Here is an 11,823-nt window from a genome sequence, read left to right as displayed (position 1 = left end):
AGCGGAGCACGGAGCGCGGGGATAACCCAGACCTGCTGTAACCGTTTTTCATTGTTTGTGGTGCTGCATTTTGCAGCGTGAGGGTCTAACATCGAAAAACGAATGCAAAAGCCCCGGGTTTCGTTTGGAAACCCGGGGCTTGTCATCGTTCTAAGGATTCTTTGGAACCCTTAGGATCTTTTAACCCTGATGCCGAATGCTCAGTGCTATTTAATGATGATTACCGGAATGGCGGAAAGATGCAGGACCTTGTTGACCACGCTCCCGAAGACGAGGCCTTTGAGCGTTCCGGTACCGCGAGAGCCGATCACGATATGATCATAATCACCTTTACGGGCGAAGGCAACAATCTCCCTGCCAGGATCCCCCTGTTTCGAAACCATTCTGACCGTCAACCCGGCGTCATCAAAGACCTTCTTGGTCCGCTCAAGGGCACGCCGGGACATTTCCTTAAGGCTGGCCACCGCGCCCGTCGGCCCTACCGGCGAATCGTAGGTCGCGAATTCGGGCAAGACTTGATAAACGTTTAATAAGGTAACCTGAAGCGCCGGCCTCTCCTTCATTATGCCGGCCACATATTCCGCAGCGCGGAGCGAATGATCCGACCCGTCGGTGGGTAGAAGAATCTTTTTCAGCACGTTCCTGCCTCCTTACTCAGCCGCTTCCCTTGGCCGAACTACTTAACGATAACTACCGGGATGTCGGCCAGTTGAAGAACTCGCTGCGCCACACTGCCAAAAACCATCCCGCGAAATGTTCCGCTGCCTTTTGAACCCATTACAATGTGGTCGTAGTGCCCTTCCTCGGCCATCGCCAGGATCTCCTTAACAGGTTCTCCTTCCCTTGAAACAGGGGTGACATCAACGCCTGCATCCTCAAAAACCCGGAGCGTAGTTTCTAGGGCTCGCTCGGACATCATTTTGACACTCTCTTCCAGTCCGGGGGCCATAAATGTCTCCCCCGAAATATCGGGAAGAATCTGATAAACGTTCAGCATGGTAATTCTGAGATCGGGGATTTCCCTTTGCAGTTTGACAAGATACCTGGCCGTGTTCAGTGCGCCGTTAGAACCGTCGGTTGGGAAAAGAATCTTCCTGAACACCTTGAAACCTCCTTCATTACCAGAATTCCTCGGCGAACAGACTCTTGTTTATATGATAAGTGTTTCCTAAACAAACTACAATGTTCGGCAGATTAACCGTCCGTGCAAAAGATGCTAAAATGAATCGGGAGTTGGTGTCAAAATTTAAACAGTTATGCGTCAACCAACTGTCAATATATCGTCAACACCTGTCGCGTTGTTTAAATTCCGTCAGGGTTATGTCCGCCCTTAGCCCAGCAGCCGTAAGGTTCCCGGTCTTTAATCAACGTACCATGATCACTGGCATCTTTCTTGCTAAAGAAATATCAACAAAGAAAACTTACAGCCCAAAAGAGAGGGGCAGATAGGAATGACGCGCGAAAAACTGGTTCGGGAGCTGCAAGTGCCCATAGACGAATGCCTGACCCTGCCGGAAGATATCGCTGTTACGGACGCCATCACCCTAATCCGCCAGTCGGCACAGGCAAGACTCTTGTGTCATCCCATCCTTATTCTCGACAGCCGGAGGGAACCGGTCGGCATACTCAGCATTGGGGATTTAACGGCCCTCGGAGCTGCATATACCAAGGGCAACGTTATCGACTTCGCCGAAGCATCCCGGCGTTCCAGGAACAAACGCCTGCTTAAGGGCCAGAAAGTCGCCCAGGCAATGCGACCCATTCGCCTCATGACCGTTCAGGGCTCGGCTACTTTGGGCGAAGCGGTACACAAAATGGTACGCGGCAATCTCTCGTTTCTCCCCGTACTCGAAAGTGAAAAGATCACCGGCGTAATCTCCTTTAGTGAAGTTCTCCAGGAAGCCGCCCGGATCATGGCCGAAGCCGAAGTCGAAGAGGCAGGGTATGGCCAGGAGGGAAAACAGACCGTTGCAACTACTGTTTAGCCGGCACAGCCTCAAATTCCAGATAGTTGTTCTCCTGCTCCTGATCCTGATCGCTCCTATGGTTGTTATGGGTTACGACCTCTTTTTTGCCACAAGGAGCGAACGCATCCTTGTCAACGACAAAGAAGCGCGGCTGGTCAGCATTGTCAACTTTCTTCATCAGCAGGTGACGAGCCGGCTTTCCGATACACAAGGTCTTACCTCGGCCGACCGCAACGCCGTCCTAAAAACAGTCTTCAATGACGTGGCCAGTGGCCTTGCGCGGGACTATCCCGGGGTGCGTCTCGGGCTCTACATCGTCGACAACAACCAGATTTACGTCCAGGGCTTCCTGCATGAATACCGGGAGTTTACGCCTGAAGAGCAGAAGCAGCGCGAGGAACGGATCAGGCGTGAAGTGGCCGACGGGATTCAGAAGGTACTCGATACCCAGACAGCCATCTCGCGCATCGGCAGGACCTGGGACGACCAGTTCCTCGAAAGGCTGGTCCCGATCTACAGCAAAGGCGAGATTATCGCCGTCGTTTGGGCGGAAGAGCGCATGCACCCGATCTTCGCCCAGACGCAGAACTTCAGGACGATAACGCGCTATGCCGTCCTAGCGACAATGCTGATCAGCGCCCTGGGAGCCATCATGATCATCTTCAACCTCAGCAACAGGCTAACCCAGATCAAAAACGGCGTCCTTCAGCTGGAAAACGATATTCACGCCTTGCTGCCGGACCAGCCGGGCGAATTCGGCCAGATCGTGCGGGCAGTTAACAAAATGGCGCAGGGCCTGGCCGAGAAGGAAGCTCTGCTGGAGCAACTAAGACGGTCCGACTGCCTGGCCGCTCTCGGCCGCCTGGTCACCGGCATCGCGCACGAGCTGCGCAACCCCCTGGGGATTCTCAAAGCGACCGTTCAGGTAATGGAGGAGGACTACGCCGACGACAAGGAAATCCAGAATTACGCCCGGCGGCTCAACCAGCAGATCGACCGCCAGCACGCCATCGTCAACGAACTGCTCGACTTCGGCCGCCCCAGCAAGGGCGTTATCGAGCCGCAAAATGTCAACGTCCTGGTTGAAAAGGTCCTGCGCTTCACCGCCCCTCTTCTCCGCCAGCGCAAGATCGAAATGGACCTACATCTCGACCAGCGCCTGCCGTCGATCAGCGGCGACGCGGAAAAGCTGAAGCAGGTCTTCGTAAACATCATCCTTAACGCCGTTCAGGCCATGCCCGACGGCGGCCGGCTCAGAATCTCAACGCAGCATAGCGGGGAGTGGGTCAAGACCGTCTTTGAGGATACCGGTCACGGGGTACCCCCGGACGTCCTGCCCCACATCTTCGAGCCTTATTACACCACCAAGGAGCTGGAAGGCGGAAGCGGCCTCGGCCTGGCTATTTCCCACCAGATCATCGGCATGCACGGCGGCCGCATCAAAGCTGAAAGCACCGAAGGCAAAGGAATGAAGATGACTGTTTATCTGCCGGTGGGGGGAGGTGAGGTTACGGATGGCGCCTAGAGTATTCGTTATCGACGACGAAGAGGAGATGTGCTGGGTCCTGGAACGCGCCATGAGCAAGGAAGGCCATAACGTCTTCACCTTCACGAACCCCTGCGAAGGGCTGGAAAAGTTCAAGCAGGACGGCGCGGACCTGCTCCTTCTGGACCTGATGATGCCCGAAATGGACGGGTTGACCCTGTTGAAGAACATCAGGGCGTTGGACGACAAGGTCCCGGTAATCATGATCACCGGCCACGGCTCCCTGGAAAACGCCCTTGATCTTGTTACCGCCGGTGCGACCGGCTACCTGACCAAGCCCTTCAACGTCAAGGACGTGCGGGAGATCGTGCGGCGCACATTGAGTGGCGAAGGAGAGAATTGAACCGTGTCCAGAATCATCTACGCCGGGATGATCGGGCTGTGCCTGTTGGCCGTCCTCGGGGTCTCAGCCTGCAGCGCCTCGCCGCCGGTAACCATTCAGACCGGAGAGCCGGAGGTGACCGCCGGGATCAGGTTTGAGGGGGCGGCACTGCCTTTCTGGGGTCAGGTGCCCGAAGGCTGCCAGGTCGTGGTTAAGGCCACCGGACCCCCCGTCGACTACCCGGTGCGCCCTAGAAACGGCTCAGGCTTTGTCCTCTTTCCCGACCGCGTCTGCGGGCTGCCTTCCCTGTACCAAGTCCTCAGTTCAACGCCCTGGCACAACATCAAGGACGAGGCCGCCGGGGAAATCGGCATCGACGACGAATACGCAGAACTCAGGGAAAAGGCCACGGTTCACGAGGCGAACGTCCCGGATGACGACGAGGAATCGACTCGCGGGGCCGGCGGATACCGTATCAAGCAGGCGGTCCAGCAAATGGTCGCCGACCACAAGTACGGGCATTTTGAAGACGCCATAGAGGTGGACGGCGACACCTATTCCGGCACGCTGTACATCCCGGCCGGCGGCCCGCTGCGCGAAGTCCGTCTGCACGTTTACGCCATCAGGGACGGCGGAATCGTCGGCACCGCGAACCAAAGCGTGAATATACCGCGGAAATATTTCACCAGGCCTTTCGGCGCTACCCGGGAAGAACGAGAAATTTACCTGGCGATCATGCTGCTCGCCGCCGCAGTCTGCACCATGACGGTGTTTGAATGGCTGCACAAAGGAAAGGCCGGCCACGCCGAGCAAAAGTAAAGAGGCTTGCTCTCTTCTTCACTAATACACTTAGTGACCAAAGTCGCAACCCGTTGAGGACTTAACATTGGCAAGGTCGTTGCTTTTGTTTCATAATTTTGTGTTTATATCCGCATAGCTTCTTTTTTCGCCGTAACCCTCAATCGTACATGCGGCTTCTTGCCGCTCCAAAGCTCGACCAGTACCTGCCAAAGAAAAATTTTTTTCTTTACTTCCCAGACCTATCTAAGTATGCTAGTAGAAAAGTGAATCTTATCACAATTATAGCCTTGTAGCAGCGTTCCTGCATAATTAACGCAGGTGTTGTGAATCTTGGCTCAAATAGCCTGGCACTACCGCCGAATCGAACGACGATAGGCCGGAGACATCGAAAAGATGCCCTCCGGCCTTTTGTTGTCCAGCACCCGCGCTCCCCCTTCCGGGAACGGGGCTGGTTAAATCGAGAGAAAAGAATTTGAAAGGAGGTGTTTATCAAACGACAGCCGTCTTTGATCCGGCCAATCCGGCCTTTATGCATTTCTTAATTAATTGGCGACAGCTTACTCTAATCAGGAGGTGTAAACGTTGAGCATTCTAAGGAAGATAGCCTCTGGCTCCCGTCAAGCCCACGACTACATGCTGGCGATGTCGATGGCCCAGGCGGGATGGGAAATCCAGACCACCAAGGTTATCCTTACCAGGCGCCGTCACTGGCTTTTGATTGCGCTGGCGCCGCTGGTCCTACTGCTCGGATTGCAGGTTTCGTTCGCCGCCATGCCCGAACTTATCGGCGGCTCCAAGGCTTATGCCCCGCAGTTCGTTAATATGAATGCGTTCCTGATGTCCCTGTTTATCGGCCTGTGCGCCGGCCTGATCACGGGCTGCATCGGTGCGGGCGGCGGCTTCATCCTCACCCCGGCCCTGATGAGTGCCGGCGTCAAGGGTATCATGGCCGTCGGCACCGACATGCTCCACATCTTCGCCAAGGCCATTATGGGCACCGTCCTGCACAGCAAGCTCGGCAACGTGAACCTGGGGCTGGCCTTCTGGTTCGTCGTCGGCTCGATGACCGGCGTGACCTTCGGCGGCAAGCTGAACCGCGCCATCTACGAATCCAGCCCTGCGGCCAGCGACGCCTTCATCAACTCGGTCTACGTCGTAATGCTGGGCTTCCTCGGCGCCTACGCCCTCTACGACTACGTCAGCACCAGCAGGAAGGCCAAGAGGGGTGAAATCACCGACCCCACCGCAGTTCCGGGTATCGGGGGTGCGATGCAGAAACTCAAGCTCCCGCCCTTTATCAATTTTGATAAGGACATCGTGCCGGGCGGCCGCAGGATTTCCGTCTACCCGGTTATTGTCTGCGGGTTCATCGTGGGCTTCGTCGCCGCGATCATGGGCGTCGGCGGCGGCTTCCTGACCTTCCCGATGTTCGTGTACGGCCTCGGCATTTCGACCTTTACCACGGTAGGTACGGACATTCTGCAGATCATCTTCACCACCGCATATGCTTCCATCTTCCAGTATGCGATCTACGGGTTCGTTTTCTACACCCTGGCGATGGGCCTGCTGCTCGGCTCGCTGATCGGCATCCAGATCGGCTCGATGGTCACCAGCGTGGTCAAGGGCGGCGTGATCAGGGGTTTTTACGCCGTGGTCATCCTGGCCGGTTTCGTTAACCGTCTCTTCGCCCTGCCGGCAAAGCTTTCCCAGGTAGGGTACATCCAGCTTGATGCCGCCACCGGCAAGCTCTTGGACACCGTCGGCATCTGGCTGTTCTTCATCCTGGTCGGCGGCTTCGCCATATGGGTTCTCTACGAGTTCTTCGTGAACCTGCCCAAGTTCCGCAAGGCCCACCAGGAGTGGCTGGAGACCCATCCCGCCGAAGCCGGCCATTAACCAGGGACTACAGAAGGAGGTGCGATAATGAGCGACAAGCAAAAACTATGGATAGGCATCGCCCTGCTGGTATCCTTCGTCGTCGTCCTGATCGGCGTCGTGGGGCCGGTGTGGAACGGCCGGACGGGGCTAGAAGTGGCGGACGACGTGTTCAACTCGCTGGCGAAGAACTCCGCTTACTACATCCCGAAGCAGGTTAAGAGTGCCGCAAAATTCGAAGGTAAGAGCTTTGAAATCAGCCTGAAGACCAGGGACGCAGAGCAGGCTGCAGTCACTACGAAACTCTTCGAGTCAGCCGGTGCTGACGTCGCCGAAAGCAACGGTAAGCTAAAGGTCTCCGGCGACCTGGGGCTGGTAATGAAGGCCTGTCTTGCTGACGCGGATGCTGTCTACAAAAACAACGCTAACGCCGGCCTGGCTGCCAAGTACGGCGCCAAAAACGACCGCGACGTGATCTATTACTGGTACGATGCCGTCAAGCAGATGCAGAAGAAGTGGCTGCCCGACGAGAGCAAGGCGAAGGAAGCGCTCCTCGTCAAGGGCATCGCCGAGAAGGCGCTTGAGCCGACCTACAACTTCTATGGAATTCACGCCAAGCCGCTCAGCGCCCAGATGGGGATCACGATCTTCCTCCTCGTCTTCTACTTCATCTACACCATCTGGTACGGCTTCGGCATCCTCTTCTGCTTCGAGGGTCTGGGTATTGTCGCCCACAGCGGCGGCAAGCACGAAGCATAGCACGGCGAGTTAACCGCATCGCCGTTCTTACCCATACATTTCTCCTTCCCCTATGGACAAACCCCGCCAAGGCGGGGTTTGTCCGTTTCGCCGGGGTTTTTCGCGCGTCTTTGCGGTGCTCCTTCTTCTGCCTTGGGCAGTCTTAAACGGGCAGGGGCTCGCTTTGCCCGGCGCCGCTCATCGAACCGCCACCTTCGCCGGAGCTTTTGCCTCACGGGTCGCGCCAATGCCGAGCATACCACTAAAAAGCCCCGTCAATGATGGCGGGGCTTTGAATAAAGGCGCGCTATGTCTTTTTGCGGGTTAGTGCCCCTTGGAGGCCGAGATGCCCAGCCCCTCGAAGATGTACATCACGCCGAAACCGTACCACATCGTGTAGATTACATAGAAGGCAAGCAGGAAGGTCGCCAGAGCGAGCTTTTCGCTGAACTTGTAGGCCGGGATGCCGGCAAAGTTGTAGGCCGGTTCCAGAGCCTTGGTCATGACCTTCTTGGCAAAGGAGGCTGTAGTCATATCACCGTCGTGCTGGGCCGACTTCTGCAGAGCGCTGAACCCCTGGTACCAGGCGTATACCGCCATCCGGGCATCCATCCCGTACTTGCTCTCCAGGGTCGCCATGTCGTTCTTGTAGAGCATTTCGGCGTCGGCAGCCGCCGCGGCGGCGAGCACGCCCATGTCCCCTTCAATCGTTACCTTGGCGTCCGCGTATTCGGCCTTGGCGCCGTTCAACGAAAAGACCTTGGCGACCGCCTGGCCGAGTTCGGCATCTTCGGCCTTAACCTTAAAAGCCACCGCGGTGCCCTCGTACTTGTGGGCGTTGTCCGCCACCTGCGGGATGTAGTACGAAGAACCCTTGGACAGCGAGTTGAACAGGTCGTCGGCCGCCTCCATACCGGTCCTGCCGTTGAAAAGCGGCAGGAAAAAGACCAGCAGGACCACGCCGAACAAGGCGAGCAGGGCGATCCCGGCCATTAAGTATCGTCTGTCTCCAGCTTGAGCAGTCATTGTAGCACCTCCCCCTTAATGGCCGTGCGCGGCAGCGGAAGTGACATCGATCTCGCCGCGACGGTACTTTCCGGCATTGGCGAAGAAGGACGCCAGCACCCACATGGCGAAGGCGCCCACAATGGCGAAGAACACCACCAAGCCTACCGAATCCAAAACTTTGGAGATAGACGGGGCCATACTCATATACCCGGCCTTGGTCAGGGTGCCCGGCAGGGAAAAGGCGCGGTTAACGAACCCGGCAAAGGTAGTGAGGGCGTAAAAGCCGGTAATCACGATCGCCGGCACCATCCTCGTGGTGATCGCGCCGATTTGGATGCCGACCAGTGAGCCGAGCAAGAGACCCATCGCCAGGGTGTAGAAAACGAACCCGTAGACCGCGTACTGGACGATTGAGGCATAGCCGGCGGTGACAATGATCTGCAGCAGGTCGGTGCCGACCGTCGTCAGCGTGGAGACGCCCAGGCCGTAGACGAAGGTCGGGAAGAACAGGAAGCCGCCGCCGACACCCATAATGGAGGCGATGAACCCGATGATGAAACCGGCCAGAATGACGGGATAGACCGAAATCCGCCGGCCGCCCGGCACGACGTGCTGGTCGAAGGTGATGTACGGCGGCATCTTAAGCCCTTGGGCGGCCCGCGCGAGCTTCGTCAAATCGCCGGCCTTCGCCGAGGTGCCCGCGGCGATGTGTTTGCGCTGCCGCAGGAAGTCGCTGAAGGTGTAGATGGAAAGGAAACCGAGGATAATCACGTAAACCAGGCTGATGAACGCGTCGCTCAACGCCGGGTTCTTCTCGTAGAAACCGCGGTTGATGATGCCGCCCACGGTGGCCCCGGTGATTGAACCGATAACAAAGATCAGGGCCAAAGCGACGGACACGTTCCCCATCTTGCGGTGCAGCGTGGTACCCATAATGGCCTTGGCGAAGATGTGGAACATGTCGGTGCCGACGGACATGATACCCTTCACGCCCACGCTCATCAGAGCCGGCGTCAGGATGAAACCACCGCCCGCGCCGATACATCCGGTGATCATCCCGGCGCACAGCCCGATAGCCAGTGAGACCAGAAACATTTGCATGGTAGCGAAAGAAGGCGCGTAAGCAGTCTTGCCGCCGATAACGTGCGGGAGCTCGTAAGCGTGCGCCAGTTCCAGCCCCGCTACCAGGATGACGGGTATCGTCAGCAGCATTAAAAGCTTTCTTCTCTTGGTCAGGATAACCTTGCTGGTCTCCAACTCCCACCTGGCGTGCGCCCGCTGGGCCGCCATCAGCGAGTCGTAAACCATCCTGGTTCCGCCGCCGAGTACGTTACGGATCTTGCCCATTTTCATCCCCTTCCCTTTCAATAAAGTCGCGCTAACCTCTAGCTTTAATTCCCCTAACCGATCAACCTACGTATGAGGCCGTATATCGTCGGCGTGACGCTATCTTTCCGTTTTCATCCCCCTTTCGCTCGTTTCCGCCGCATCTTTGGCGCAACTAGGACGCATTCGCGCTTAAAGAACAAAAGGCCGAAGACATCCAGCGATGCCTCGGCCTATCGTTGTTCGATTCGGCAGAAACGCCATGTATATGAACCCACATTCACAACTGGCTCCAAAAACCTGCCCCGTTCGGGGGGATGGTGCCAATCATGGGGTTTGTTACGGTATTCACTTTACCCCTTAGAATATTAAGCCCGTGAGGACAAGTCAAGAGTTACTTCGCCGCGTGCCCTTGAAAACCTTCCCCTAAAAGGTTTCCAGGTTTTACGTCCCCGTCTAGCCCACGGCCTCGGCGATGTTTTTCACGATGTCGGAGGCCCTCACGATGCCGATCACCCGGCCGTCCTGCATCACCGGAATGACATCGGTCTTGTAGCGGTTGATCGTGGCTGAAAGATGCATTAATGAATCGCCCGGGGCCACGGATACGGGGGGGCGCATGAACTCGCTGACCTTTTTGTCGGCCACGTTGCGGCACCGCTGCGTGAACAAACCGTCCCAGAAGACCTCGCACCTGTTGTCGCCTTTCAAGAAGGCGGGTTCGATCACCTGGAGCAGGTCCAGTACCGTAATCATGCCTACCACCCTGGGACCGTCCTTGACGAGCACGATGCAGTCTTTCTCGCACGACCCGAAGGCCAGCCTGCTGAAAGCCCCGATCACTTCCCTGACGGTAGCTTCGGAACCGACCACCACCGTTTCTTTTTGGTCAACCATAACGTCCTGCACGACCTTCTCCTTCATTGCCGTCCCTCCTTTCACCATTTGTTACAATTATCAAGGCCCTTCTACGGCAGGGGCACTTGATTCCGCTCCACTTTTGCCAGCAGCGCCTGCAGCTTCGGGTCGTCGATCGACGACAGCTGCCAGACCAGCCACTTGTACCGCAGTTCCCAGATCATTTTGGCCCTCTGGGCCTCCACAAGCTGTTCCTGCAGCGAAGCCACGTCCCTGCTTACCTCAACCTGCTCGCTTCCCAGCCGGAGAGATTGCTGCAGGAGCCTCAGCCCCGCCCGGACCAAACGGCGCCTCCAGCGGTAGTAGGTGTGCTTCTTGACCCCGTAACGGCGGCAGATCTCCTCGGTGCTCAGCCCCTCATCCTCGCTCTTGAGGACCAGTTCCAACATCTCTTCCGGCCCCACCCGGATCCCTCCTTTCCTTCCGGAAATCCGTGATTACCGTCGCCGAAAAGCCGCGGACCCTGAATGAAAAAGGCCGGAATTCCCGTCGAAACGGGAACCCCGGCCTATCGTCGTTCGATTCGGCCTGCCATCTTCACCTAAACGGCTGCCGTCCGTGCGCTATCCGTGATTAGAGCGGCACCGGCACCAGTTGACGCTTTTTTCGAACTCGGCGTCGTCTCCATCTTTCGCCATCAGACTGACTAACGAGGACTCCTTGATCAAAGCCGACCGGCCGTCAGGGGCATATATCTTATACCACTGCGTATCGGCGACCTGTTCCAAGCGGTACCCCCTGCTGGCAAACCAAGCCAGGACCTGCGCCAAATCAGCCAAGCCTTCCTCGAACCCCTTTCCTATGGGTTCTTCTTGCGGTTACCATTGCGGTTGGTCAACGGCGGTTTTTCGTCATCCAGTTTAAAAGTCCTTATGGCCTCGTAGATCACCACAGGCTGGCCGTTTTCAACGCGGATTTTGACCTCGCCCCAGCCCAGCTGGCGAATAAACAGCAGCAGCTGTTTTTCCCTGTTTGTGATGTCCCCCAGCATTTGCCGTCACCCCTCCCGTTCTAGGAGGCCGTTGAAAAACTGCGCCGGCAATTCGATCGTCAGACTCGAAGGAATTCTTAGAACCGAATTCCAGGGTTAAACTTCGCCGGTCATCGTACAGGTTGTAGAGTATTGCGAAGAAGTCTTTCCTGACGACTGTCTCCTGACGATTGATTTGCCATGCTGTTTTTGACCGGCCTCTAGCTAACCCTTCAGTGTTAGGCAGAGGCTTATACTTTTGCTTCCGGTAACCCGATCACCCACGTTTTGCAACAGTCTTCCAGGTGACAATAAAAGCCGGCACATATTACTATTGCCGGCCTATCGTTCT

14 protein-coding genes are annotated in these 11,823 nt (G+C 56.7%); 6 read left to right on the top strand and 8 right to left on the bottom strand.

What is annotated here, in order from left to right; genetic code table 11:
- Nucleotides 1-206: 206 nt before the first annotated feature.
- Both ACUM6F_RS04800 and ACUM6F_RS04795 read right to left on the bottom strand, forming a co-directional pair.
- On the bottom strand, nucleotides 207-638 hold the full coding sequence (locus tag ACUM6F_RS04800) for a universal stress protein (RefSeq protein ID WP_425621176.1): 432 nt from the start codon (nucleotides 636-638) through the stop codon (nucleotides 207-209).
- Between the two features lie 38 nt (nucleotides 639-676).
- Nucleotides 677-1,102 (bottom strand): universal stress protein, encoded by a 426-nt coding sequence (locus ACUM6F_RS04795; protein ID WP_445348535.1) that lies wholly within the window; start codon nucleotides 1,100-1,102, stop codon nucleotides 677-679.
- 349 nt (nucleotides 1,103-1,451) lie between these two features.
- On the opposite strand from ACUM6F_RS04795, the gene ACUM6F_RS04790 reads away from it, so the two are divergent.
- From ACUM6F_RS04790 to ACUM6F_RS04765, 6 genes are all read left to right on the top strand, one after another.
- Complete coding sequence (locus ACUM6F_RS04790; protein ID WP_445348534.1) at nucleotides 1,452-1,985, top strand: CBS domain-containing protein; 534 nt, start codon at nucleotides 1,452-1,454, stop codon at nucleotides 1,983-1,985.
- Complete coding sequence (locus ACUM6F_RS04785; RefSeq protein ID WP_445348533.1) at nucleotides 1,969-3,492, top strand: ATP-binding protein; 1,524 nt, start codon at nucleotides 1,969-1,971, stop codon at nucleotides 3,490-3,492. The genes ACUM6F_RS04790 and ACUM6F_RS04785 overlap by 17 nt, the downstream gene beginning before the upstream one ends.
- On the top strand, nucleotides 3,482-3,856 hold the full coding sequence (locus tag ACUM6F_RS04780) for a response regulator (RefSeq protein WP_425621172.1): 375 nt from the start codon (nucleotides 3,482-3,484) through the stop codon (nucleotides 3,854-3,856). The genes ACUM6F_RS04785 and ACUM6F_RS04780 overlap by 11 nt, the downstream gene beginning before the upstream one ends.
- A gap of 3 nt (nucleotides 3,857-3,859) precedes the next feature.
- Complete coding sequence (locus ACUM6F_RS04775; protein ID WP_445348532.1) at nucleotides 3,860-4,654, top strand: TIGR02186 family protein; 795 nt, start codon at nucleotides 3,860-3,862, stop codon at nucleotides 4,652-4,654.
- A gap of 564 nt (nucleotides 4,655-5,218) precedes the next feature.
- Nucleotides 5,219-6,532 (top strand): sulfite exporter TauE/SafE family protein, encoded by a 1,314-nt coding sequence (locus tag ACUM6F_RS04770; protein WP_445348531.1) that lies wholly within the window; start codon nucleotides 5,219-5,221, stop codon nucleotides 6,530-6,532.
- Nucleotides 6,533-6,559: 27 nt separating this feature from the next.
- A complete protein-coding gene (locus ACUM6F_RS04765; protein ID WP_445348530.1) occupies nucleotides 6,560-7,270 on the top strand; it encodes a hypothetical protein in 711 nt (236 codons plus the stop codon).
- Nucleotides 7,271-7,573: 303 nt separating this feature from the next.
- On the opposite strand, the gene ACUM6F_RS04760 is transcribed toward ACUM6F_RS04765, so the two are convergent.
- From ACUM6F_RS04760 to ACUM6F_RS04735, 6 genes are all read right to left on the bottom strand, one after another.
- On the bottom strand, nucleotides 7,574-8,275 hold the full coding sequence (locus tag ACUM6F_RS04760; protein WP_445348529.1) for a hypothetical protein: 702 nt from the start codon (nucleotides 8,273-8,275) through the stop codon (nucleotides 7,574-7,576).
- Between the two features lie 15 nt (nucleotides 8,276-8,290).
- Nucleotides 8,291-9,604 carry a sulfite exporter TauE/SafE family protein gene (locus ACUM6F_RS04755; RefSeq protein WP_445348528.1) on the bottom strand — a complete coding sequence of 438 codons (1,314 nt, stop codon included), beginning with the start codon at nucleotides 9,602-9,604 and terminating at the stop codon, nucleotides 8,291-8,293.
- A 435-nt stretch (nucleotides 9,605-10,039) separates the two neighbouring features.
- Complete coding sequence (locus ACUM6F_RS04750; protein WP_425621166.1) at nucleotides 10,040-10,507, bottom strand: CBS domain-containing protein; 468 nt, start codon at nucleotides 10,505-10,507, stop codon at nucleotides 10,040-10,042.
- 44 nt (nucleotides 10,508-10,551) lie between these two features.
- Entirely contained in the window at nucleotides 10,552-10,905 is a 354-nt protein-coding gene (locus ACUM6F_RS04745) for a helix-turn-helix domain-containing protein (protein ID WP_425621165.1), read from the bottom strand.
- Between the two features lie 159 nt (nucleotides 10,906-11,064).
- Nucleotides 11,065-11,280: a hypothetical protein gene (locus tag ACUM6F_RS04740; protein ID WP_445348527.1), complete on the bottom strand. Its 216-nt coding sequence runs from the start codon at nucleotides 11,278-11,280 to the stop codon at nucleotides 11,065-11,067.
- A 20-nt stretch (nucleotides 11,281-11,300) separates the two neighbouring features.
- Complete coding sequence (locus ACUM6F_RS04735) at nucleotides 11,301-11,492, bottom strand: transketolase (protein WP_425621163.1); 192 nt, start codon at nucleotides 11,490-11,492, stop codon at nucleotides 11,301-11,303.
- Nucleotides 11,493-11,823 lie beyond the last annotated feature (331 nt).

This window comes from Desulforudis sp. DRI-14 (assembly GCF_052618305.1).
The sequence above is the reverse complement of the archived record's forward strand: the minus strand, read 5'-3'. Positions and strand labels throughout refer to the sequence as shown.

What these genes read in the sequence shown, in the direction of transcription:
- ACUM6F_RS04760 (WP_445348529.1), bottom strand. Translation starts at nt 8,275, where the DNA reads ATGACTGCTCAAGCTGGAGACAGACGATACTTAATGGCCGGGATCGCC.
- ACUM6F_RS04780 (WP_425621172.1), top strand. Translation starts at nt 3,482, where the DNA reads ATGGCGCCTAGAGTATTCGTTATCGACGACGAAGAGGAGATGTGCTGG.
- ACUM6F_RS04750 (WP_425621166.1), bottom strand. Translation starts at nt 10,507, where the DNA reads ATGAAGGAGAAGGTCGTGCAGGACGTTATGGTTGACCAAAAAGAAACG.
- ACUM6F_RS04765 (WP_445348530.1), top strand. Translation starts at nt 6,560, where the DNA reads ATGAGCGACAAGCAAAAACTATGGATAGGCATCGCCCTGCTGGTATCC.
- ACUM6F_RS04735 (WP_425621163.1), bottom strand. Translation starts at nt 11,492, where the DNA reads ATGCTGGGGGACATCACAAACAGGGAAAAACAGCTGCTGCTGTTTATT.
- ACUM6F_RS04790 (WP_445348534.1), top strand. Translation starts at nt 1,452, where the DNA reads ATGACGCGCGAAAAACTGGTTCGGGAGCTGCAAGTGCCCATAGACGAA.
- ACUM6F_RS04755 (WP_445348528.1), bottom strand. Translation starts at nt 9,604, where the DNA reads ATGGGCAAGATCCGTAACGTACTCGGCGGCGGAACCAGGATGGTTTAC.